The organism is uncultured Veillonella sp., from assembly GCF_937981445.1.
In the GTDB taxonomy this organism is placed as follows: domain Bacteria; phylum Bacillota; class Negativicutes; order Veillonellales; family Veillonellaceae; genus Veillonella_A.
The window spans coordinates 33,839-59,153 of sequence record NZ_CALJON010000051.1 but is presented as its reverse complement, the minus strand read 5'-3'; the positions used below and the strand labels follow the sequence as shown (position 1 = coordinate 59,153).

At 37.1% G+C, this 25,315-nt stretch carries 18 protein-coding genes; 15 read left to right on the top strand and 3 right to left on the bottom strand.

Going from position 1 to position 25,315, the window contains the following annotated elements; translation table 11 throughout:
* Positions 1–835: 835 nt before the first annotated feature.
* Positions 836–1,969, top strand: a complete 1,134-nt coding sequence (locus Q0376_RS08110) for a DUF2827 family protein (RefSeq protein ID WP_298706364.1) — start codon at positions 836–838, stop codon at positions 1,967–1,969.
* Positions 1,970–2,212: 243 nt separating this feature from the next.
* Positions 2,213–2,767, top strand: a complete 555-nt coding sequence (locus tag Q0376_RS08105; protein ID WP_298706362.1) for a DUF1440 domain-containing protein — start codon at positions 2,213–2,215, stop codon at positions 2,765–2,767.
* Between the two features lie 332 nt (positions 2,768–3,099).
* Here Q0376_RS08105 and Q0376_RS08100 read toward each other — a convergent pair whose 3' ends face one another.
* Positions 3,100–3,504 (bottom strand): ferritin family protein, encoded by a 405-nt coding sequence (locus tag Q0376_RS08100; protein ID WP_298706360.1) that lies wholly within the window; start codon positions 3,502–3,504, stop codon positions 3,100–3,102.
* 365 nt (positions 3,505–3,869) lie between these two features.
* Here Q0376_RS08100 and Q0376_RS08095 point away from each other — a divergent pair, with 365 nt between their 5' ends.
* From Q0376_RS08095 to Q0376_RS08040, 12 genes are all read left to right on the top strand, one after another.
* Positions 3,870–4,430: a TetR/AcrR family transcriptional regulator gene (locus Q0376_RS08095; RefSeq protein ID WP_298706358.1), complete on the top strand. Its 561-nt coding sequence runs from the start codon at positions 3,870–3,872 to the stop codon at positions 4,428–4,430.
* On the top strand, positions 4,423–5,553 hold the full coding sequence (locus Q0376_RS08090; protein ID WP_298706356.1) for an efflux RND transporter periplasmic adaptor subunit: 1,131 nt from the start codon (positions 4,423–4,425) through the stop codon (positions 5,551–5,553). The genes Q0376_RS08095 and Q0376_RS08090 overlap by 8 nt, the downstream gene beginning before the upstream one ends.
* Before the next feature lie 11 nt (positions 5,554–5,564).
* Complete coding sequence (locus tag Q0376_RS08085) at positions 5,565–8,699, top strand: efflux RND transporter permease subunit (RefSeq protein WP_298706354.1); 3,135 nt, start codon at positions 5,565–5,567, stop codon at positions 8,697–8,699.
* A gap of 362 nt (positions 8,700–9,061) precedes the next feature.
* Complete coding sequence (gene dcuC / locus Q0376_RS08080; protein ID WP_298706352.1) at positions 9,062–10,441, top strand: C4-dicarboxylate transporter DcuC; 1,380 nt, start codon at positions 9,062–9,064, stop codon at positions 10,439–10,441.
* Positions 10,442–10,983: 542 nt separating this feature from the next.
* Positions 10,984–12,261 (top strand): manganese-dependent inorganic pyrophosphatase, encoded by a 1,278-nt coding sequence (locus Q0376_RS08075; protein ID WP_298706350.1) that lies wholly within the window; start codon positions 10,984–10,986, stop codon positions 12,259–12,261.
* Between the two features lie 102 nt (positions 12,262–12,363).
* Positions 12,364–14,556 (top strand): DNA helicase PcrA, encoded by a 2,193-nt coding sequence (gene pcrA, locus Q0376_RS08070; RefSeq protein WP_298706348.1) that lies wholly within the window; start codon positions 12,364–12,366, stop codon positions 14,554–14,556.
* Between the two features lie 48 nt (positions 14,557–14,604).
* Positions 14,605–16,635 (top strand): NAD-dependent DNA ligase LigA, encoded by a 2,031-nt coding sequence (gene ligA, locus Q0376_RS08065; RefSeq protein WP_298706346.1) that lies wholly within the window; start codon positions 14,605–14,607, stop codon positions 16,633–16,635.
* A gap of 224 nt (positions 16,636–16,859) precedes the next feature.
* A complete protein-coding gene (gene gatC / locus Q0376_RS08060) occupies positions 16,860–17,150 on the top strand; it encodes an Asp-tRNA(Asn)/Glu-tRNA(Gln) amidotransferase subunit GatC (protein WP_298706344.1) in 291 nt (96 codons plus the stop codon).
* Between the two features lie 11 nt (positions 17,151–17,161).
* Positions 17,162–18,619, top strand: coding sequence for an Asp-tRNA(Asn)/Glu-tRNA(Gln) amidotransferase subunit GatA (gatA, locus tag Q0376_RS08055; RefSeq protein ID WP_298706342.1), 1,458 nt, complete (start codon positions 17,162–17,164; stop codon positions 18,617–18,619).
* The gene (gatB, locus tag Q0376_RS08050; protein ID WP_298706340.1) at positions 18,616–20,058 is read left to right on the top strand and encodes an Asp-tRNA(Asn)/Glu-tRNA(Gln) amidotransferase subunit GatB; all 1,443 of its coding nucleotides are present in this window, start codon (positions 18,616–18,618) and stop codon (positions 20,056–20,058) included. Before gatA ends, gatB begins: the two co-directional genes overlap by 4 nt.
* A gap of 269 nt (positions 20,059–20,327) precedes the next feature.
* On the top strand, positions 20,328–20,672 hold the full coding sequence (locus Q0376_RS08045) for a DUF4229 domain-containing protein (RefSeq protein ID WP_298706338.1): 345 nt from the start codon (positions 20,328–20,330) through the stop codon (positions 20,670–20,672).
* Between the two features lie 344 nt (positions 20,673–21,016).
* Positions 21,017–21,862: an HAD family hydrolase gene (locus tag Q0376_RS08040; protein ID WP_298706335.1), complete on the top strand. Its 846-nt coding sequence runs from the start codon at positions 21,017–21,019 to the stop codon at positions 21,860–21,862.
* Between the two features lie 132 nt (positions 21,863–21,994).
* On the opposite strand, the gene Q0376_RS08035 is transcribed toward Q0376_RS08040, so the two are convergent.
* Complete coding sequence (locus Q0376_RS08035; protein ID WP_298706333.1) at positions 21,995–22,420, bottom strand: hypothetical protein; 426 nt, start codon at positions 22,418–22,420, stop codon at positions 21,995–21,997.
* 93 nt (positions 22,421–22,513) lie between these two features.
* Entirely contained in the window at positions 22,514–23,854 is a 1,341-nt protein-coding gene (locus Q0376_RS08030) for a hypothetical protein (protein WP_298706331.1), read from the bottom strand.
* A gap of 149 nt (positions 23,855–24,003) precedes the next feature.
* Between Q0376_RS08030 and dcuC (Q0376_RS08025) the strand changes: the two genes are divergently transcribed.
* Entirely contained in the window at positions 24,004–25,299 is a 1,296-nt protein-coding gene (dcuC, locus tag Q0376_RS08025; protein WP_298706329.1) for a C4-dicarboxylate transporter DcuC, read from the top strand.
* The last annotated feature ends 16 nt before the right edge of the window (positions 25,300–25,315 follow it).

Here is a 25,315-nt window from a genome sequence, read left to right as displayed (position 1 = left end):
GTCGCATTAGGGGCTAATTCAGTAGCTAATGAAGAGAATACTGTATCAGTAGGTTCTGTTGGCAATGAACGTCGTATTACTAATGTAGCTGATGGGATTAATGATACTGATGCTGTTAATGTTCGTCAGTTGAATTCTATGAATAGCTCTTTGACTAAGGAAATTAGAAATGTAGGCTCCTTGAGTGCATCATTAAGCGCTTTGAAACCAATTCAATATGATCCAGCTGAGCCAACTCAAGTTATGGCTGGTGTAGGCACATATCGTGGTCATAATGCTATGGCTCTAGGGGTAGCTCATTATGTAAATGATTCTACTATGTTTAATGCTGGTATAGCTTATGGCGATCATGATGCAAAAGTAATGGCTAATGCGGGTGTTACCTGGAAGTTTGGCACGTCTTCACAAAGAGAAAAGGCTGAAGCGCAACAATTAGCAGGGAAGGAAGCACAGCAACGTATTAATCAATTAACGGCTGCTAATCAAACACAGGCAACTCAAATTCAACAGCAACAAGCTGAATTAACTGCTCAAAATGAGCGTATAGCTAAATTAGAAGCTCTAGTGGCACAATTAGTAAGTAAATAAGCTTGTTTTGACAGATAAGAAGTATTTCTAAAATGAAAACTAGCAACTCTTTAGTATATTTTGGTATATCGAAGTAGTTGCTAGTTTTTTCATAGAGGATACAAATTGATAGATGTAAAATGATATAGGGTTTAGTATGATAAAATAATAAGTGTAGTACGATTCATGCAAAATTGAATTAGTGGCAATGCAATTCATCTAAATAAATTAATTATTTTAATATGTTTAGTGTTATAAGGAGCATAGGATGAAGGAGAAAATTCGTATTGGAATTACATTTTTTTGGGGCCCATCGTATAAGCATATTTGGTCAAATGGTGCAGGACAAAATATGTATTTTATGAAGGAAGCACTCATGCAAATTCCCTTTGTAGAAGATGTTTACTTTGTATTTTGGGGGAACGATATTAAGACTTTGCCTAAAGAACTTGAAATAGATGCTATGGATGTAAAAATATATCCATATGAAGAGGTAGTAGCAACGACGGATATACTAATCGAAGGTACTCTTACTTTAGAACCATTTTACGAAAAGGCATTTCGTAAGTATGGAACTAAGATTATTTCTTTCCGCATGGGAAATGATTTTATATGGGACATGGAAAAATTCTTAGTTAATAAAGATGGTGGACGGGCGTTTAATGGATCTACTTATGATGCTGTGTGGGTTATTCCTCAGGTTGCTAAAACTAATATTCCTTATATTAGTATTATGACTGATGCAAAAGTAAGTGTAGTACCGCATATTTGGAATTCTTTCTTTTTTGATCGCCAAGTAAAACAATTACAAGAAGGCCTTCATTTTGGTTATAATCCAAATAAAAATAAAACAGGTCGTAGAGTGTCAGTGTTTGAACCTAATACATCTGTAGTTAAAAATTGTTATACACCGGTACTTATTGCAGAAGAAGTATATAAGCGGGACAAAAGTGCCTTGGAACATGTATATCTTTGCAATACTTATGATAAACGTAATGTGTCTGGCTTCCATAATTTTATAGGTTATACAAAGCTAGTAAAAGAAAATATTATGACTGTGGAAAACCGTCACTTAATGCCATACTTTTTATCTCGCTATACTGATATTGTATTATCTTTTCAATGGGAATTAGGGCTTAATTATGCGTATTATGAAGCTTTATATGGAAATTATCCACTTGTTCATAACTCACCATTCTTAAAAGAAGCAAATGTAGGATATTTTTATAATGAGTTTGATGCGTTTGAAGGGGCAGATCGGCTTTTAGAGGCAATTTATCATTATGATGAGAATTATGATGAGCACAAGGCCAACAATGAAGCTTTTTTAGATACTTTATCTCCATATAATAAGAATCTTGTAAAAGCATATGAAACATCACTTGAAGAAGTATTGCATTAAGCAGTGTGTCGTACGTTTTATATGAAGACCTTAGTATAAAATAAAAGCATATAAAGTCAAAATCGCATAAAGTAAAGTTTTATAGAGTTAAGTCAAATAAAAATTTTACCTCTAAGCATATTAAGTATGATTGATTTATATAAAATAGTCTCTATACTATAGAATCCGATGGTGGTATACTGATACTGTTTTTCAAGTAATGGTTTGTTAACTTGTAAAAAGAAGTAGAAAGGGGGATTTGTGATGAAAGTAGGTTTTAATTACATCACAGAGCCAAGTCGTCGCCGTGTAGGTTTATCTGTACTTATCGGTATTATTGTAGGTATTATTGGTGCTATTGCTAAGTGGGGGTGGGAAGTACCATTTCCGCCACGTAATCCAGATGTTTTCTGGCCAATTGGGGCTATGGAACACGTAACACCGCCAAAAGTTGTTCTCGATATGTTCCATACATCTGATTTGTCTTATACCTTCTCAGGCGTACATTTACCATTGGATGTATTTATCGTTCATGTATTATTTTCTGTTGTATTCGGTGTAATGTACTGCGTGATTGCTGAATATTGGCCACGTATTAAAATGTGGCAAGGGTGCGTATTTGGCTTCTTTATTTATTTGTTTGCTCATGTCATTGTAATGCCTTTAATGGGGCTTGTTCCGCCATTGCCAGAAATTCCATTTGATGAACATCTATCTGAATTATTTGGCCATTTATGGTGGTTGTGGATTATGGAAGTGGCACGTCGCGATTTACGAAATCGTATGACGGGAGAACTTGATCCAGAAAAATATGAATAATGACACGAATGACCTAACGAATTATTAAGCCAATATAAATTAAGCTAATGTACATTAAGCGAATCTAAATTAGATTAATGTACATTAAGCCAATCTAAATTAGGCATATCTAAGATTGTCATAAAGTAAAAACCTCATCTAATGTAAGACTTTGCATATCTTACTAGATGAGGTTTTTACTTTATATTTTTTGTTACATATTAATATGTATTTTACTATATAGATCTCACTATATAAAACTATCTAACATTATCTAATTTTAGATAGAGTACGTTAAGTAGTTTATTTTATAGAAGATGTATCTTATTTGCATTAATCTATAATCGAGGATATTATTTATTATATTTTTTTAACAAATCAGCTAATAAAACGCCGTGTTGCTCTTCTTCTTTTGCAATACGAGCGACTTCCTTAGCAGCGTCTTCAAAGCCGGCTACCTTAAGTTCATCAGCGCGGGCAGACAATTTTTCATCGGCTGCTTCTTCTAGGTCTTTGATTTGTTTTACTAAGTCCCAGAAATCTTCAGCTACTTCGCCATTGGCGATGGCATACATGCCAGCATGTTCACCTTCTTGCACTGCAATGTGGTGGAACAGTTCAGCAGCATCATCTAATCCTTGCTGTTTAGCTAGTTGCGCCAAGGCCATGTACATTTTTACGCCAAATAGTTCACCTTGAAGTGAGCTAGTAAAAATTTCTTCGAATTGAGATCCTTTTATTGAGTTATGTAATGCCATAATATAATCCTTTCTTTTAAATCAGTGTTGTTTTAAAAATAGTATGTAATTTACTGTTTGTATGTTTGTATAATCATTGTACTACATATAATTATTTTAGTCAATTTAAGTGCATGCAATTTAATAAATCTAATATAGTTTGAGTCCTAATCATATGATGGCAAAAGGGGAATAGGTAAATTGAAAACTTTGCATCTATTTCCTTCGAATTATATTGACAACAATGCATATTTTCGATAAACTGATGTATGGTACTAGAGTTTTCAAAATGGTTTTCAAATAATCAGTATAGTTAAGAAATGAATAGAGTACTAAACTACTAAGTAAAAGTATATGTGTTGTAAAAGGTGTGTTAGGAGGGGACAATGAAAAAGAGAATTCTTGAAGCGGCCGTAAAAGAAATAGAACTTCATGGCGCATCGTTTCGCATGGATGATTTAGCTAAGCGATTAAACATTAGTAAACGTACTTTGTATGAAAACTTTTATTCGAAGAATGAAATCATTGAAAAGATTGTAGTAGCGCGTGCTCATGAGTATCACCGCTTACATCATGAGATTTTAGCTGATGAATCGTTGGGTTTTGAAGAGAAATTACGCAAATACTTCACTAAACTTGATGTAAATAATACGATTCGAGGCGACCAATATCGCGTTATGTTTGCAGCTATTCCATCTTTGATTGAACAAGTTGAGCGTGTTATGGAGGAAGATTGGAAAGAGCTGGAAGTATTTTTAGAAAAACAAATTGAGTTGGGTGTATGCCGTCAATTCAATGCCCAAGTGTTGGTGAACATGTTGAAAAGTATAGTGCAAACAGTGTTAAGGGATTCAAATCGAAATCCTGAATATTGCTTTGAACTATTCGAAGATATTGTAGATATTGTGTTACACGGAATTTTAACTGAGGAGGAAAATAATGAGTAAGTTTCGTTATTTCGGAGCTGTTGTAGGCATTATGGCGATGGTCATGGTTCTTGCTGGTTGTGGTAAGCAAGAACAGCAACAAGGTGAAATCGCTGTTAACACCTACAAAATTGCCACTGCTGATACACAAATTCCAGTATCATTTAATGGTACTGTAACAGCTCAGAACAGCACAGCTATTCATGCACGTGTGTCTGGTCATGTGGTGGAAAAATATGTTAAAGGTGGGGAGCAAGTTGTAAAGGGGCAACCATTGTTCCGTTTAGACTCCCGTCAATATGAAGCTAATTTAGCAAGTGCACAAGCTACTGCTGCTAGCAGTAATGCATCGTATTTAAATGCTGAACGCGATTTACAGCGTTACCAACAGTTAGCAGATCAAGATGCGATTGCACGTCAAACTCTTGATACGCAAGCAAGTACAGCAGAACAACAACGTGCCGCTTTAGCAGCTAATGAAGCGTCTGTTCGTATTGCACAAGATAATTTAGAAGACGTAGTAATTTACGCACCATTTGATGGTACATTACAAATGGATGATGTGGACCTTGGTACGTATGTAACAGCTGGTTCTACAACTCTTGTTACATTAAACTCTGTAGATCCAGTGTATGTACAATTCAGTATGAGTGAATCGGAATACTTGAACTTTATGAAAACAAGTGGTTCTGATATGACGAATAAATCTTTACAACTTCGTCTTGCTGATGGTAGTACATATCAATACACTGGTACTATTACAGAAGCCGCTAAAAACCTAGACAGCTCTTCTGGGCAATTAGTGTTTAAGGCATCCTTCCCAAATCCAAATCGCTTGTTAATTCCTAATATGTACGCTACCGTTATTTCTCCTGGCGACATCATTAAGAATGCTATCTTAGTTCCTACTAAGGCAATTACACAAGTACTTAATAAATCCTTTGTATTCGTAGTTGATGAATCTGGTACGGTAACGCAGGTTCCAATTGAAACAAGTGGTACACAAGGTATTTATACAATTGTAACTAGCGGTGTAAAATCTGGCCAAACTATCGTTGTTGACGGCTTGACTAAAGTTCGTAATGGCGTGAAGGTAAAAGGCACTGAAGTTACTAAAGGACAATTAGAATCAACTAATAAATAAGGGGGTATATCGTGTCGAAATTTTTTATTAACCGACCTATATTCGCCATCGTTATATCGCTGATTATTACTATTGTTGGTGCTATTTCAATGTTTACCTTGCCAGTTGCGCGGTATCCAGAAATTACGCCACCGCAAGTACAGGTTGATGCTACTTACACTGGTGCCTCTGCATCAGTTGTAAGTGATACGGTAGCATCAGTTATTGAAAGCCAAATCGTTGGTGTACAAGACTTTGACTACATGTTATCTACAAGTACAAGTAATGGTACGTATTCCCTAACAGTTCAGTTCGACCAAGGTACTGACGCCGACATGGATACGGTTAATACACAAAACCGTGTGCAACGTGCACTTGCGTCCTTGCCAACAGAAGTTCAGACTATCGGGGTAACAACTACTAAATCTACAGGCGATATGTCGTTGGTATTTGCTTTAAAATCACCAAATGAAACATATGATGAAACATTCTTAAAGAACTATGCATCTAACTATATGATGGATGAAATTAAATCCATTGATGGTATTGGTAGTGTGCAGGAGTTCGGTGCTGACTTTGCTATGCGTGTATGGCTCGATCCAACAAAGATGGCGCAGCATAATGTAACAGTAGCAGAAATTAACAATGTAATTTCGAGTCAAAATAAACAGGCTGCAGCTGGTACTATTGGGGCTGACCCAACACCTTCATTGCAGCAAAAAACAATGCCAATCACTTTGGCCGGTCGTTTGACTTCACCTGAAGAATTTGGCAATATTATTATCAAAAAAGATAGTAATGGTAATTTATTACGCTTAAAAGATGTGGCAACTATTAACTTAGGTGCCAAGAGCTACAGCGTATCTGCTGTTGGGGAAGGTAAACCAGTAGCCGTGTTCGCCATTTCCTTAACAAATGATGCGAATGCGATTCAAACAATTTCTGAAGTTAAGAAAATCTTAGCTGAACAGGAAAAAAGTTTACCACCTGATGTAGAGTTACAAATTGTCGTAGATAATACGGAATTCGTAACGGCATCTATTGAAGAAGTTATTCATACTTTCGTAGAAGCCTTACTCTTAGTTGCCATTATTGTGTATATCTTCTTGCAGTCATGGCGATCTACTTTGATTCCGATGATTGCTGTACCAGTATCCTTGCTTGGTACATTTGCAGCGTTTGAAGTATTAGACTTTACAATTAATACATTGACTCTCTTTGCCATGGTATTGGCCATTGGTCTCGTAGTCGATGATGCGATTGTAGTTATTGAAGCCGTTGAATATGAAATTAAAGTCAATGGCAAGAACCCTCATGATGCAACTGTTGCCGCTATGCAGAACGTACAAGGCCCAGTAATTGGTATCGCCTTTGTATTGGCATCTGTATTTATTCCAGTATCCTTTATGGGTGGTATGACAGGTATTTTATATAAACAGTTCGCCTTGACTATTGCCGTGTCAGTGGGCATTTCGGCGTTCGTAGCCTTGACCTTAACACCAGCTCTCTGTGCTATGATGCTTCGTCCTCATAAGCCAACAGAAAAGGAAAACTTCATTCATCGCGGGCTTAATAAATTCAACGAATGGCTAGATAAATTTAGTGATTGGTATGGTTATCGCTTAGCTAAATTAGCTCGTCATTTATGGATTACTATAGTTGCCTTAGTAGCTTTTGCCTTAGTGTCTGTAGGCGTATTTAGAGTATTACCTTCCGCCTTCGTTCCAGCAGAGGACAGTGGTTACTACATGATTGCCATTACACTTCCAGATGGTGCGACTACGTCTCGTACACTAAGTGTAATTAGTAAAGTTAGTGAGTTCCTACAAGAAGATAAAGATATTAAAGGTAATATTGGTGTATCTGGTTTCGATATTTTAGGTGGGGGCCAGAAAACAAGTGCTGGTATTATCTTTGCTACGTTGACTGATTGGGGTGAACGTACAGGTGTAGGGCAGGACATTAATGCTAAATTAGGTAAAACTATGGGCTTTGCGGCAGCAAATGTACCGGAAGGTACTGTACTTGCCTTGAATCCACCTCCAATTCCAGGTCTTGGTAGTACGGGTGGTTTCTCCATGTACATTATCAATAAAGCAGGCGATACACCGGAAGAAATGGCGCAAGTTGTAAACCAATTCTTAGGTGAAGCGCGTCAAAAACCTGTATTTGCTTCTATCTATACAACCTATAGTGATGGCACACCATCTTATGACTTCCAAATCAATCGTGATAAAGCAGCTCGCGATGGTGTTAATGTAAGTGATATTTTTACTACACTTCAAGGTTTCTATGGTGGTATTCAGGTTAATGACTTTACTGAATTCGGTAAAAACTATAAAGTAGTTATTCAGGCAGATCAAGACTATCGTATTTCTCCTGAAATGAATAGTAATATTTATGTAGCCAATAGCAGTGGTACTTTAATTCCTGTATCTAACTATATTACCTCTACAGCAACCACATCCGTATCTACAATTACTCGTTTTAATAACTATCCAGCTGTTAAAATTGGTGGTAGTGAAGGTCCTGGTTACAGTTCTGGTGATGCTATTGCGGCACTTGAAGAAGCAGCTCAAAATCTTCCACAAGGTTATACCTTTGAGTGGGCTGAACAATCCCGTGAAGAAGTTAAATCCGGTAGTCAAACTGCCTTGATCTTGGGCATGGGTATTGTCTTCGTATTCTTGGTGTTAGCTGCCTTATACGAATCTTGGAAAGTACCATTTGCCGTATTATTCTCTGTGCCTTCAGGGATTGTTGGTGCAGCGGTAGCTCCGTTCTTGCTCAATTTAACTGGTAGCTATAGCTTGACTAATGATATATACTTGCAGATTGGTTTGCTAACTCTCGTTGGTTTGGCCGCGAAGAATGCCATTCTGATTATTGAATATGCGAAGATTCGTGTGGATCAACGTGGTATGCGCATTGTTGATGCAGCTATTGAAGCGGCTAAGATTCGTCTACGCCCAATTTTGATGACGTCTTTAGCATTTATTCTAGGTTGTATTCCATTGGCTATTTCTAGTGGTGCCGGTGCTGGTGCTCGTGTATCCATGGGTATTACTGTAGTAGCTGGTATGACAAGTGCTACCATCTTCGGTATTTTCGTAATTCCAATGCTTTTCATTATGATTGAGAAGATTGGATTAGGTAAGAAAAAATAAGAAAAGTTAATAGACTCAGGGACTGTATTTAATTTAGCGTGAATATAGTTTAAATAACTAAAGTATTAAAATAAGTTATTGTTATTAACTTTTATAATAAAGACCGATGCAATTTTGCATCGGTCTTTTTCTTATACTAGATATGACCGAGAATATATAAAGTCTTTATGTAGAGGATGAATGTTTTGTGATGGTGGTAATGTTTAGATAAAATAATATAGAATATATAATTTACTTAATTAACTATTAATAATATGCATTTCTAGTATGAGTAATATTTATACATCTATGATATAATCATAATCAAGTAGAATCAGTTGAAAGGGAGTCCTTTTATTTATGTGTTGATGGAGGTAGTGTTTATGAATATTGCTATTTCGTTAGTAGTAATTCTGTGGGTTGGCCTACTAGTATTTAAGCGCTACAAGGCACAGGCTGTGCTCTTGCTTGGTGGTATGATACTCTTAGTACTATCCCATTTGCTTGGTTATGGTGAAATTATTCCAGCTAAGCAGTCAACAGGCAGTTTTATTTTTGACATTTTTGAACAAATCAAGAATCTGTTCAGTAGTCGCGCTGCTAAATTAGGCTTAAATATTATGGCCGTAGGTGGTTTTGCTCGCTATATGGACCACATTGGTGCGTCCCGTGCGCTCGTAACATTAACGATTAAACCATTGCAGACATTGAAGTCTCCATACATCGTATTAAGTGCTTGTTGGATACTTGGTATGGTAATTGGTCTTGCGATCAATAGTGCTTCCGGTCTTGCCATGTTATTAATGGTTACTATGTATCCTGTATTAACAGCTCTTGGAGTAAGTAAATTATCTGCTACAGCAGCTATTGCTACGACTCTTTGCTTAGACTGGAGCCCTAGTGATACAGGTACAATTTTCGCAGCTGAACTTGCTAATATTGACCCTGTAACGTATTGGCATTCCTATCAAGTGCCAGTAGCTTTATGCGTTATCCCAGTAGTCGCAGTATTGCATTATTTTACTCAAAAATATATGGATAAACGCGATGGTCATATAGTTCAAGCACAAGCTGGTAGTGTAAACGAAGATAAGATGACTAATGAAGATTTGAAGAAAGAAGCACCTATTTATTATGCGATTCTTCCAATTATCCCATTAGCACTTATTCTTTCCTTCTCTAGTTTATGGATTTCCTGGATTAAGATGAATATTATTGTAGCTATGTTTGTAGGGACTACAGTAGGTATGATCTTCCAATTTATTCGCACTCTTGATGGTAAAAAGGCCATGGAAGATTTACAAGTTTACTTTGATGGCATGGGTCGTCAAATGGCGAATGTAGTCAGCCTTATCGTAGCTGGTGAAATCTTTGCTAAAGATTTAATGTCCATCGGTACTATTGATGCCCTCATCGAATGGGCTAAAACATCAGGCTTTGGTGGTATTGGTATTACTCTAGTTATGGTTTCCATCATCGGTATTTCTGCCGTAGTTATGGGTTCTGGTAATGCGCCATTCTTCGCTTTTGCTAACTTAGTACCAAATATTGCCGCTCATACGGGCGTATCAACTGTACTTATGATTTTGCCAATGCACTTTATTGCCAGTGCGTTCCGTGCTATTTCTCCAATTACAGCTGTAATTGTAGTAGCGTCTGGTATGGCCGGGATTTCGTCCTTTGACCTTGTAAAACGTACAGCGATCCCAATGATCGGTGCTGGTATTACCTTAGTTGTAGCAAACTTTATATTCTTCTTATAAGAGCTTGATTCCCCAACGGATTGAAACTACTTTTTATCATCTTCATCACAAATAAAAGCAGTACTAGTGAAATGCAATCGCTAGTAGTGTTTTTTATTGCTTTTAGTGGAGGATTAAGAGGTCTTTTCGAAATTGTGTTTAAGGGACCTTCAGTTCGGACGTACGTTTAGGAGGGTGGGCAGTTCGGACGTACGTTTAAGGAGGGAGACAGTTCGGACATGCGTTTAAGGAGGGTGGCAGTTCGGACATGTGCTTAAGAAAGGGGGCGAACTTGCGTTTAATGGACCTTTCAGTTCGGAAGTATGGTTAAGGAGACTTTTCAGAAGTAGTTTTATTTATTTGCCATCGCTTTAGGGGCTTTGGGAGAATTATTTAATAGTTTTAAATAAAATAAATCAGGCTATGATGATTTTTTGTAATGATAAAAAGAATGGTAATTTTATTAAAATTGCTGCTCTTATGCATACAGAAAGAAAGTAAAATATGCTATAATATATAGATGACAAATGCAAGTTCATTGTATTTATTTAAGAGGTGAAATCATGAGTAATGAAGTAATTTTAGTAACTGGTCATAAAAGTCCTGATACAGACTCTTTTTGTTCTGCTTTAGGTTATGCAAATTTAAAAAATCAAATGGGTATTCCTGCGAAAGCGATTTGCGCAGGTCCTGCTAATAAAGAAACAAGCTTTGTGCTAAATCATTTCGGTATTGAACATCCACCAATCGTAACTAGCTTTGCTGTACGCATTAAAGATGTCGTGGAAAAGGTGCCAGCTGTTCCTGCTACGGCTGGGTTAAAAGAAGTTCTTGCATGGCGTGAAGAACATGATATGAACCGTGTCCCTGTAGTTGATGGCGACAAGTTCGTAGGTGTTATTATGCCTAAGCATTTGATTGAAGCCCTAAGTGCTGCATGGCAAGATAATAAAGACGTAAAAGCTGGCGATATGGTATCTAAAGCTGGTTGCCAAGTAATTGATGGGGATTTAAAATTAAAAGAATTTGATCGCGGTCATGCTGGCGCATTCCCTGTAGTTGAAGGAGACACCTATCTTGGCATGGTACGTGCCAATGTGGAAGCACTAAAGGAAAAACAAAAAGTAATCCTTGTAGACCACAATGAAAAAGTACAAATCATCGATGATATTGAAGATGCAGAAATTATTGAAAATATTGACCATCATCGCATTGGTGGTTTAACAACTGAAAACCCTATTTTTATTCATTACGAACCAGTAGGTTGTTCCTGCATAATTATTGCCAATTTCTATTGGCAATATGGTCAAGAAATTCCTAAACAAATCGCAGGTGTATTATTATCTGCTATTATTTCTGATACTGTATTGTTCCGTTCTCCAACTTGCACACCTAAAGATAAAGAAACAGCTAAAAAATTAGCTGAAATTGCTGGTGTTGATTTGGAAGCCTATGGTCTTGAAATGTTAAAAGCTGGTGCAGATGTATCTGATTTTAGCGATGAAAAGATTGTACGCACAGATATGAAAGAATTTACTGCTAATGGCCAAGTAATTAGCATTGGTCAGCTTACGACTATGAATGCTGATGATGTATTGACTCGTAAAGCTGATTTATTAGTAGCTCTTGAAGAATTACGTTCTTCTAATGGCTATGCAGCGTCTTACATCATGGTAACAGATATTCTTAAAGAAAGTACTAATTTGTTATTCGCTGGTGATGTAGATACTGTAGTAGCTAATGCTTTTGGCAAAGAAGTAAAAGACCAAGAAGTATTCTTGCCTAATACTTTATCTCGTAAGAAACAAATTGTTCCTCAAATTTTAGGAGCTATGAAATAAGAATAATTAGCTACATAGGGCTAGTTAGTATACAAGGACGAAAACGTTGCTCTTAGCAACGTTTTTGTTCGTTCTATATAGGTTGTAAAAGAAAGGTTAGTTATGAGTCAAACATTATTTGAAGGTCTAAATAAAGAACAACAAGAAGCAGTTAGAACGACTGAAGGGCCATTGCTCATTGTTGCCGGTGCAGGCTCTGGTAAAACACGTGTGTTAACCTATCGCATCGCCTATTTATTAGAACAAGGAGTCAATCCATATGAAATATTAGCGATTACATTTACTAACAAGGCAGCAAAGGAAATGAAGAGTCGTGTTGAAGATATTGTGGGCTCCTTGGCAGATCGTATTTGGCTTAGTACATTTCACTCCTTTTGTGCTAAATTCTTAAGATTTGAGTTAGATAATTTTTTAGGTTACAGCAAAAATTTTACAATTTATGATACCGGTGATTCACAAGTTGTTATTAAGGCTGCTTTGAAGGCGCTGAACTTGGACGATAAATACTATCCTGTAAATGCTATGATGAGCCAAATATCTGATGCGAAGAATCGCTTGTTATTTGCTCGTGATTTCCGCTTAGAAGCGCGTGATTTTTATAGTCAAAAAGTAGCCGATGTATATGAATATTATGAGCGCGAGTTGCGTAAAAATAATGCGCTAGATTTCGATGATTTATTATTGGTGGCAGTAAAATTATTACAAAGCCGTGAAGATATTTTAGAAAAATACAGTGGACGCTTCCGTTATATTATGATTGATGAGTATCAAGATACGAACCATGCACAGTATACTTTAGCTCATTTATTGGCTTCTAATTGGGGCAATATTTGTGTAGTAGGGGATGCGGACCAAAGTATTTATGCTTGGCGTGGCGCCGATATTCAAAATATTTTAGACTTTGAAAAGGATTATCCTAATTGTAAGTCTATTAAATTAGAACAAAATTATCGCTCTACAAAAACTATTTTGGAAGCAGCGAATGCAGTGATAGAAAATAATGAAGGACGTCCAGAAAAGAATTTGTGGACTGATAAAGACTTGGGCGCGAAAATTCGTCATTTTACGGCCCAATCTGAGCAAGAAGAAGCGGCTTTCATTAGCCAGACAATTGCTAAAGAACATGAGACGCATGATGTGCCATATGGTGATATGGCTATTTTATATCGTACTAATGCCCAGTCTCGTGCTCTTGAAGAAGGGTTAATTAAACGTGGTATTCCTTATACCATGGTGGGTGGAACGAAGTTCTATGACCGCAAAGAAATTAAAGATGTACTGGCCTATTTAAAGGTTATTTTCAATCCTTTTGATGATTTGAGTTTAATACGCATCATTAATGTACCAAAACGTAGTATTGGGGCCACAACAGTGTCAAAACTACAAGAATTTGCTAGAGAAACAGGCAATTCTCTGTTTATGTCTTTGACGATTTTAGACCAAATTCCTACAATTAAGGGTAAAACACGCGAGAAATTAGAAGCGTTTAGCATTTTAATTTTTACTTTAGTGTCCCGTATGGAAGAGTTTACTGTGTTGCAGTTACTAGAAGAGATTTTGGAGCAAACAGGCTATCTAAAAGAGTTAGAAGCGAGTACTGATCCACAAGATGAAGCGCGCGTAGAAAATATTGGTGAATTACTTTCTGTGGCCAAAGTTTTCTTAGATGAAAATCCTAATGGTACAGTGCAGGACTTTTTGGAACAAGTGGCCTTAGTTAATGATGTGGATACATATGAGCAAGCAGACTCAAAAGTAACATTAATGACCTTGCACTCTGCTAAGGGCTTGGAGTTCCCTATCGTTTTCTTAGCTGGCTTAGAGGAAGGCTTGTTCCCACACAGTCGTACACTTATGAATCCAGAAGAAATTGAAGAAGAACGACGCCTCTGCTATGTAGGGATTACGCGGGCTGAAAAGGAGCTTTATATGCTCAATGCGACTACACGCACTGTATTCGGTCGTACCAATAGTTATTTGCCATCGCGCTTTTTAAAAGAAATCCCTAGTGAATTTATTGAAGAATTGCGTGCAAAGCGGCGCATTCCTGATGAAATTAAACGCCATGTACCACCTCATATGTCAGTCTTATCAAGACCAGTCACAAAACCAGTGGTACGCAATCCTGTAGTGGCAGATTGGCAAGTAGGTGATACTGCTAATCATAGCAAGTGGGGTGAAGGCACAGTCATTGAAGTACAGGGCAGTGGGTCAGGGATGAAATTAAAAATAAATTTCCCTACCCAAGGTGTACGTATTATAATGGCAAAGTTTGCACCTATTGAAAAAGTGTAAGCTTGTAAATGTATAAATAAGTCACCATTATTTAGTAGGAGACAGATGATGACAGAGTTAAATAAGTTAAAAGCTCGCTATACGAGCGCTACTAATGAGGAAGAGAAGACCCATGCACTTCAAGCCTTATTGGCACATTGTGGGTATTTGTATTATGTAAAAGATGCGCCTGAAATGGAAGACTATGAGTATGATCGATTATATCGTGAACTCGTAGAATTAGAGGCGGCCCATCCAGATTACATCACTTCGTATTCACCAACGCAGCGCGTGGGAGCCAAATTAAGTGGTGATTTTCCTAAAGTCATTCATGGCCGCCCTATGCTAAGTCTTAGCAATGTGTTTAATGAAGACGAAGTAAAAGCTTTTGGGCAGCGCGTATCAAAAGAGTTAGGACATACGCCTGACTATGTAGTAGAGCTTAAGATTGATGGCTTGGCTGTTAATATTCACTATGAAAATGGCTTACTTGTACGAGCTGTAACTCGTGGTGATGGCCGTGTAGGTGAAGATGTGACCGCCAATGTGCGCACCATTCAATCAGTTCCTTTATATATTGAAAATGCACCGCCATACATAGAAATTCGCGGTGAAGCCTATATGCCTCATAAGGAATTTCAACGCATTAATGAAGAGCGAGAAGCAGCTGGTATAGCTACTTTTGTAAATCCTCGAAATGCCGCAGCAGGATCCTTACGCCAACTTGATCCAGCGGTAACCGCAAGTCGCAATTTAGACTTTTTTGCCTATGCCATTGGCATGGAAGAGGGGTCCAATATTCACTCCCAACAGGAGCTATTAAAGGCTTTAGAATCGTATCATTTTCATGTAAATCCTCATTATACCTTGTGCCACACAATCGATGAAGTGGCGCAGCGCATTGCGTATTGGGACACAGAGCGACATAATTTACCCTATGATACAGATGGTATGGTAATTAAGGTAAATAGCTTTGAAGATCAAGAGCAATTAGGTGCCACTGTAAAAGATCCACGTTGGGCAACGGCATTTAAATATGCCCCTGAAGAAGTGGAAACTATCGTCAAAGATATTACTATTAATATTGGCCGTACTGGTGTTTTAACGCCTACGGCAGAACTAGAGCCTGTATTTGTAAGTGGCACCAATGTGGCACGAGCGACCCTTCACAATGAAGACTTTATTGTAGAAAAAGATATACGCATTGGCGACCATGTAATGATTCATAAGGCTGCTGAAATTATTCCTGAAGTTATTAAGGCATTACCGGAAAAGCGAACTGGCACAGAAGTGGTCTTTACGATGCCAAGTCAATGTCCTATTTGTGAATCTCCTACGGTGCGCCGTGACGGGGAAGTAGCAGTACGCTGCAGTAATCCTCATTGTCCGGCTGTGGAAAAAGAGAAGATGATTCACTTTGCCTCGCGCGATGCCATGAATATCGAAGGGTTAGGGCCTAGTATTGTAGAGAGTCTCATTCGGTATAAATTAATTGCTACCGTAGCTGATTTATACAAGCTTACAGAAGAACAACTCATTACAATGGAGAGAATGGGTAAAAAGTCAGCTCAAAATTTACTTAAAGCCATTAATGACTCTAAGAGTCGTGGCCTTGGTCGACTTTTATTTGCCCTAGGCATTCGCCTCATTGGTGCCAAGGCAGGACAAACCATTGCACAACAATTCCCATCTATGGATGTATTAATGAAGACGACTGAAGAAGAATTTACCAATGTAGCTGAAATTGGACCTACTATGGCGGCCAGTTTGACTCAGTTCTTTAAGGATGAACATAATCGTGAATTAATTGAAGAATTACGGAGCCTTGGCGTAGTAATGGAGGAAGTTATTGAAGCCCCTCAAGGGGATGAACTAGCAGGTGAAACCATTGTTCTTACGGGCACATTATCTAGTATGGGGCGGAAAGAAGCAGGTGAGCTCTTAGCTAAACATGGGGCCAAAATAACGGGTTCAGTAAGTAAAAAGACGACTATGGTTATTGCTGGTGAAGAAGCAGGTAGTAAATTAACTAAGGCTGAATCCTTAGGCATTCGTGTAGTCACTGAAGCGGAATTTTTAGAACTTATTAAAGATTGGTAATAGCATTCAAGTCTCTAAAAGATTATTAGCAGAATTAAATGTTTCTAAAAGATTATTAGTAGAGTTAAATGCTTCTAAAAGATTATTAATAGAATTAAATGCTTCTAAAAGACTACTAGTGGAATTAACTATGTCTAAAGAGCCGCTAGTCGAAATGAAATCGTCTTATATTTGGCTTGTTCTAGGCGATTTGGTATAATGTAACAATGAAAGGATGTGTACTGATGAAAATCAATCGGGATGAAATAAAGAATATTGCTCTTTTATCTCGTCTAGAAGTGGATGAGGCTTATATGGAGCAAGTAGAAAAAGCGTTAAATGATGTACTTTCCTATGTGACTGAACTCGAAGAACTCAATCTTGAAGGGGTGGAGCCAATGGCTCATGCAGTACCACTTCAAAATGTATTCCGTGAAGATGAAGTAAAACCTTCACTAGATCACAAACTTGCTATGCAAAATGCACCAGAAGAGACTGACGGTTACTTTACGGTGCCTCGCGTAGTACAGGAATAGGAGGAACAACCGTGACCATTCATGAATTACATAAAAAACTCGTAGTAAAAGAGTTATCCGCAGTGGAATTAACCAATGCTATTATTGCACATAAAGCAAAAACAGAACCTATCGTGCATGCTTACTTATCTGACTCTCATGAAGAGGCATTAAAAGTAGCGGCTGCAGTAGATGCAAAAATTGCAGCAGGGGAAGCCATTTCTCCATTGGCTGGGATTCCAGGGGCGATTAAAGACAATATTTGTATTAAAGATCAAAAGGCTACTTGTGCCTCTAAAATGTTAGAAAACTTCGTGCCTCCTTATAATGCCACTGTTATTGAACGATTACATGCATTAGATATGGTAAGTCTTGGCAAACTTAATATGGATGAATTTGCTATGGGTGGTTCTACAGAAAACTCGGCACTTGCCAAAACAACAAATCCATGGAATGCAGATTATGTTCCAGGTGGCTCATCTGGCGGTAGTGCAGCCTCTGTATCAGCTGGTAGCGCTGTATGGGCATTGGGCTCTGATACAGGCGGATCCATTCGTCAGCCAGGCGCTTATTGCGGGGTTGTAGGTTTAAAACCAACTTATGGTAATGTATCTCGTTTCGGTCTTATTGCCTTTGCGTCCTCTTTAGATCAAATTGGCCCTGTTACACGTGATGTTACTGATGCGGCTATCGTATTAAATGCAATTTCTGGTCATGATGATAGAGATTCTACGTCCATTCCGGGAGAACGTCCTGATTATACTAAGGCCTTAGTAAGCGATGTAAAAGGCTTAAAAATCGGTCTTCCTAAAGAGTTCTTTGGGGATGGCATTAATAGTGAAGTTCGTGAAGCCATTCAAAAAGCAGCAAAAACGTATGAAGAGTTAGGTGCTGAAATTGTAGAAGTAAGCTTGCCAACAGCTAAATACGCTTTATCTGCGTATTACATTATCGCGCTTGCAGAAGCAAGCTCTAACCTTGCTCGTTATGATGGCGTAAGCTATGGTCTTCGCGTGCCAGCTGATAATTTAGTAGAAATGTCTACTAAAACGCGTACACAAGGTTTTGGTCCTGAAGTACAGCGCCGTATTTTGCTTGGCACTTATGTACTCAGCTCTGGTTACTATGATGCATACTACTTAAAAGCACTAAAAGCACGTCGTTTAATTAAAAATGAATTTGATGCTGCTTTTGAAAAAGTAGATGTATTATTAACACCAACTGCACCAAATACAGCATTCAAATTTGGTGAAAAAATTAATGATCCATTATCTATGTATATGGAAGATATTTGTACAACACCTGTTAACTTAGCAGGTATTCCTGGTATTTCGATTCCAGCTGGCTTTGCTAGCAATGGAATGCCAATTGGACTACAATTGTTAGCTCCTGCTATGGGAGAAGAAGTATTGCTACGCACCGCATATACCTTTGAACAAGCTCGTCCAGAATGCAATAAAGTAGCAGCCATTGGGGAGGTAACACTATGAAATACGAAACAGTCGTAGGGCTTGAAGTCCATACAGAACTGAAGACTAAATCTAAAATTTTCTGTGGATGTACTACTGAATTTGGTGGCGATCAAAATACCCATGTATGTCCTGTGTGCTTGGGCTTACCAGGGGTACTTCCAGTGCTTAATAAAAAAGTAGTGGAATATGCCATTCGCGTAGGTTTAGCTCTTAATTGTGAAATTTTACATTTTAATAAATTTGACCGTAAAAACTATTACTATCCAGATCTTCCAAAAAATTGGCAAACATCCCAATATGATTTACCAATTTGTTTAAATGGACATCTTGATATTGAAGTGAATGGTGAAACTCGCCGCATTCGTATCACTCGTATTCATATGGAAGAAGACGCTGGTAAACTCGTACATAGTGGCAGCACTATTAGCACATCTGATTCTTCTAATGTAGACTATAATCGTACAGGGGTACCACTTCTTGAAATCGTATCTGAACCAGATCTTCGCTCTGGTGAAGAAGCACGTGCTTATGTTGAAAAATTACGTTCTATTATTAAATACTTAGACGTATCTGACGTTCGCATGGAAGAAGGTAGTCTTCGTTGTGATGCTAATATTTCTGTTCGCTTAATGGGTGAAGAAAAATTAGGCACTAAAACAGAAATTAAAAATATGAACTCTTTAACGGCCCTTCAAAAAGGGATTGAGTATGAAGCAGTTCGTCAAGCTGAAACCATTGAAGATGGTGGTGAAATTGTACAAGAAACACGTACTTGGGATGATAGCAAAGGGGTTACTCTTTCCATGCGCAAGAAGGAAAAAGAAAACGATTATCGCTATTTCCCAGAACCAGACTTGGTTCCTATTGTTATCACTGATGAGCAGATTGAAGCAGCTCGTAAGGAACTTCCTGAGCTTCCAGATGCTAAGCAAGCTCGTTTCCAAAGCGAATATGGTTTATCTCATGAAGATAGCCGTATTTTAACAGCAGCTCGTGAAACTGCTGACTACTTAGATGCTACTGTAAGAGCTGGTGCTGATGCTAAAACCGCCGCTAACTGGATGCTTGGCGATATGGCTAAACTTGTAAATGATGCTAATATTACTTTTGCAGAAGCGCAAATTAAACCAGAACAATTAGCTGGCATGATTGCTCTTATTAATAAAGGCACAATTTCTGGTAAAATTGCTAAGAAAGTTATTGTATCTATGTGGGAATCTGGCAAAGATGCAGCCACTATCGTAGAAGAACAAGGTCTTGTTCAAATTACTGACACCGGCGCTATTGAAGAGATTGTAAAACAAGTTATTGCTGATAATCCTAAATCTGTGGAAGACTTCAAGAGCGGTAAAGGTAAAGCCATTGGCTTCTTAGTAGGGCAAGTAATGAAACAAAGTAAAGGCCGTGCTAACCCAGGTGTTGTAAATGAACTATTGCAAAAGCATTTAAATGCCTAATCGTAATACCAACGGATAGACTTATATTAGACCTAAATTAGATATAAATTATATATAGATATTTAAAAGACTGAATCAATAGTAATGGTAAAAATAATCAATGCTAGATGTTTGCAGGATGTTTATCAATAGATAGGTCTAGTTTTATACTTTGCATGTTGGAAGATTACGCTCGTATCTATTTGACTCGAGGTTACCTGTGATTGACATTGTGTACATTTATATGTAGATTTCTTATTGTTTGTTCCGTATGATGAGGAGCGATGCCTATGCGTGAAGAACAAAATTCGTACGAAAACACAGAGACAAAAGTTTTGTCTGAAGAAGAACGCCAATCCTTTGATGGCATAACCATCGATGAAGAAGGTCGCGAGCAAACTGAGCATCATATTAATGAAGAAAAGCGAAATTACTATGAGTCAGGCGAGCAAGCGCCACGTATAAAAGTGTTTTCCTTTACCTCTTTAGGTTGGAAGGGCAAACTCATACTAGGTGCTGTGGTAGCAGCGATTTTAGTAGTGGTCGTCTTCTTTGGTGGCATGATACTATTGGGGGCGGCGGTTCTGGCCGTAGCAGCTCTTATTTTAGGGCTCATAAAAAAAATATTCTTCTAGTTGTGCTGAGTAAAAATTAATAGTATGACGCCTCGTCATAACAAGTCGTAAGTCAGGTTTGCTTCGCAAAAATTCCTTACTTCTTTGTTATGATGAGGCGTTTTTATTTTTTGAAGCACAACAAGAAGTTTTTTTATGAACGCCTAAAATGGGGGAAGGGAAATGTTAGGTTGCAAAAATTCCTTATTGGTTTATTATGAGGTGGAGAATTTTACTTGCTTTTTATAAGAACTTTTTGTACTGTTAAATTAATGATCTGTTATAGTAATATCCACGTTTTTTGTATTTTTTACTCAATATAGTGATTGAAGTATAAATTTTCTAGATTCAACTGGGGTGTTTTTATGGATACGAAACCAATTGTGGCTTTGATGTATGATTTTGATAAAACTTTGTGTACTAAGGATATGCAAGAATATGGTTTTATTTCGGATTTGGCAATGGAACCAGCAGAGTTTTGGGAGACAGCAAACTCCTTAGCCGAAAAGGAAGAGATGGACGGCATTTTAGCTTATATGTATACCATGGTTGATACTTGTCGAAAAAAGGAAGTACGTATTACTAAGGAAAAGTTTAATGAATTAGGTAAGGGCATTGAGTTCTTTCCTGGCGTATTAGATTGGTTTGATCGAATTACTACATATGGTTTGAATGAGGGCTTACAAGTAGAGCATTATATAGTTTCCTCTGGCGTAAAAGAGATTATAGAAGGTACGGCTATAAAAGATGCATTTAAGAAAATTTATGCCTGTGAATTTATGTATGATTATAATGGTCTTATAGGTTGGCCAAAAGTGGCGGTTAATTATACAGGGAAGACGCAGTTTTTATTTCGCATCAATAAAGGCGTGCTTGATTTGACGCCACAAAGTGATGCGGAGCTCAATCGCTATACACCTTCAGAAGAGCGCCGTGTGCCATTTCGTAATATGGTATATATTGGTGATGGCATTACCGATGTGCCTTGTATGAAACTGGTGAAGGTAAATGGTGGACAATCCATTGCTGTGTATAATCCCGATAAGGGGAAAGGAACTGTTAAAAACTTAGTAAAAGACAATCGTGTTAATTTTATAAGTAAGGCTGACTATAGAGACGACAGTGAAATGGATGTGATTGTTAAAGCGATTTTAAATAAAATTGCTGCTGTTGAAACGATGCGTAATTTAGAGAAGTTTGTGGATAATTAATTGCTGGGGTGGAAGAGTTAGTAGCGCTCTTAAGTGATAGGATGAATTAGACTGGCTACATAAACATTATGCTAATCGGAAAATAAATGAAAGTAAGCCCTTCTTTGGTAAGAAGGGCTTGAGGGAAGATATCTATTTTTTTATTTTTATCAGATTAATGAAAAAGATGATTAAGGATCCTACAAAATTTAGACCATCAAATATAGTACCATCAATTGTGGTAGGAAAAAGGAACATCATAATCATGTCCAATGTTGTTGGATTTTCTGGTGGTACAAAGATATCTGAATAGTCACCGTATGTCATGAGGCCCCAAATCACTGTTACTAACAGAGAAAAAGAAATACGTTTGAAGTAACCTTCATTTTCCGCTCCGTCGGTCATTCCGTAAAGACCTACTATTGAAAAGAAAGCTGGGATACTTCCGAGCAGAATAGGATTTTCCGCTGGTGTCCAGTTGAATAGCCATCCCGTGATTCTCTCTATAAGCCAAGCTAAAATGAACACAACAATAAAATAGGCTAATAACTCTCCTATAAAATCTTTTATTTTTTCCATTGTAATACTCCTAAAAAATACTATTGCTCTAGGAAAAGGGAGCTTTTATTAAATGCACAGTTTAATTTACTAATTCAAATAGAATAGAAATATTTAATGTGATTCACTTATCGGGGCTAATATATATATCTTAGTTGGTCGGCCTCTGCCAGATGGAGCAGATACGCCAACATTCTTTATTAAGCCTACTTCGGTTAGACTTGATATAATTCTATTAATATTTCGGGTAGTTACATTTAATTGGCTTGCTAAATCGATAGCTGAAAAGGGCGTGTCCTTATTTTCAGCTATTTTTTTTATTTTTAAATATGTAGTAATGGTAACACCAGCAGCAGATAATGTATCGATTAGTTTTTGATTATTGGTAAAAGTATTAATGGAAGTAGTGGTGTTTTCATTTGTGTAGTGAATAATTTTTCCATTACTATCAATACTAGTTAAATTATCATGAGTTTTACTGGATCTAATATGATTTAGTGCATGGAAGGCATTTTTTTGCGCATCAAAGGCCGTTGTACCAAATCCAATACCACCGATTAAGGTTATTTTATGATAAATTTGAATATCCTCTATGGTAGATTTTATTAGTCTAATTGAAGAATTTATAGCACCACGCGAGGAGAATATTTCATAACGTAAGAGATCCTTTTGTATTAAATAACTACCAGGAATTTCTTGGCATAATTTTATAATTACTTCTTTGGCTTTTAAGTCTTTTTGTTGTAAATCGTAGGAAGTGGCTTCTTTTTGATATAAGAATTCAAGACTATCAACTTCAAGACGCAATATAGATACTTGAGTTTTGAAAAAATTATTTTGGATAAGTTGTTCTTTTAAAGATAATATAGCTTCTTTTATGGTCGTAGGACTACTACGCACCTGTTCAACAGGTACTTTTTTCTCTTTTAACTTATTGTAAATTAAAGTTGATGATGTAAGAATAGAGCTCACTTTTTGATGGTGAAATAATTCTAGATGTTGGTCTACTATTGTATTAATTTGAGTGTGTAGTTTTAATGGATCAAATGTTTGAAGATACAAAGCATCTGTAGGAATATGAGCTTCTTTAAAAATATCCATATATTCATTTTTGTAGGCATCTGGAACATCTAGTGAGATGTGAAGTGTTCTGTTTTTAGTGGTAAAGATTGATTTTAGAAAATAACGGAAGTATTCTAGTCCTCTTGTTTGACAGGCTACAGCTATAGTATCTGGTTCTAGAAAAGAACTAGCATAACGATAAGGCGTAGCTCCTGAGAAAATCCAAGCTGTAATGGAATGCTTGGATTCTTCGTAATATGTTTTTATTTCTGATAAATCAGTGTAACAAAAACTGACTACCGTATATTGTGGCTGAGGGAGCAATTCAGTTGTTATTTGTTTAATTGTGCGTATCATCTCATCTGAGTTGCTAATAATACCTATTGTTTCCATAATACCTCCTTTATTTTATTTATTATAGCAGAATATAGACCCTAAATAATAGATTATGCATTTATTATAATTGACAAATAGTATGATTTACATTATATTAGGAATAAATAAAGAAAAGTTCTTTAATTAAAGATGGTGGAGGTATTGTTATGGTTATTATGGGAAGCATAATTGTAATTGCTACATTTTATGCAATAATTAAGAATTTTGAAACCCGTCTTGTATTGATTGCTTCGGGACTATTAATGGGCATCATAGGTGGAAATTTAAGTGGGGCTATTAACGAGTTCTCAAAGGGCTTAGTAAATTCGTCTCTTACACCTATTATTTGTATTACTATGGCATTTAGTGCTGTACTTGAAACAACCGGATGTAGTCAGCATTTAGTTATAGTGATTACAAGAGTGTTGAAACGAATGCGGTATATAGTTATTCCTATGACTGTAATTTTAGTATGGTTTATAAATATTTCTCTTATGAGTGCTGCTGGATTAGCTGCTGCAGTAGGGACTATTTTAATTCCCACATTGATAAAATTAGGAATTAAACCTGCTATGGCTGGTAGTGCAGTATTACTAGGGACTTGGGGATATAGTGTAAGTCCAGGAAATCCATTTATTACACAAGTATCAGATTTATCAGGTGTATCTAATATGGATATTATAATGGACTTTGCACCATATGCTTTAATAGCTGTTTTAGTTAGTGCTGCTACCTTATTAATAATTTCAATTGTAACGAAGGAAAATATATTTCACGCTAAGGAGATACGTTCCGAAGATATGAATCATGTGTCTGAACTTGATGGGGGTGAAGGATTAGGAAACGCTAAAGAAACAGTTAATTATTTATATGCCATAATTCCGTTAGTACCTATAGTGCTACTTATAATTTCTAGTCCTTTATTTAAATTACTACCGGAAATATCAATTGTTAACTCTATGCTAATAGGAACCTTGCTTTGTTTAGTTGCGACCCGAGCCAATATATCTGACTTTACAAAGTCATTTTTTAAAGGTATGGGAAATGGCTTTGTTAATATTATTTGTTTAATAGCTGCTGCAGGGGTATTTATTCAAGGTATGAATAGTATTGGATTAACGCAAGCCTTAATTGATGGCATGTCACAGTCAGTTTCCTTAGCTAAGGGTTCTGCTACATTTGGGCCGTTTATTTTGGCAGCTATTTCAGGATCTGGTAATGCCGCTATTTTAGCCTTTAATGGAGTAGTTACACCATTTGCTGGTAATTTCGGGTTAACTATTTCTGATATGGGGGCCGTAGTACAAGCTACGGGCGGAATAGGACGGACCCTGTCCCCTGTTGCAGGCGTTACACTAATTTGTGCTAACTTAGCCAAAGTTAATCCTATTGAGCTTAGCAAAAGAAATATACTACCAGCAACAATGGCGGCAATAGTTTTGATGATATTAATATTATTTTAAGGCTTTTTAGTAAGAA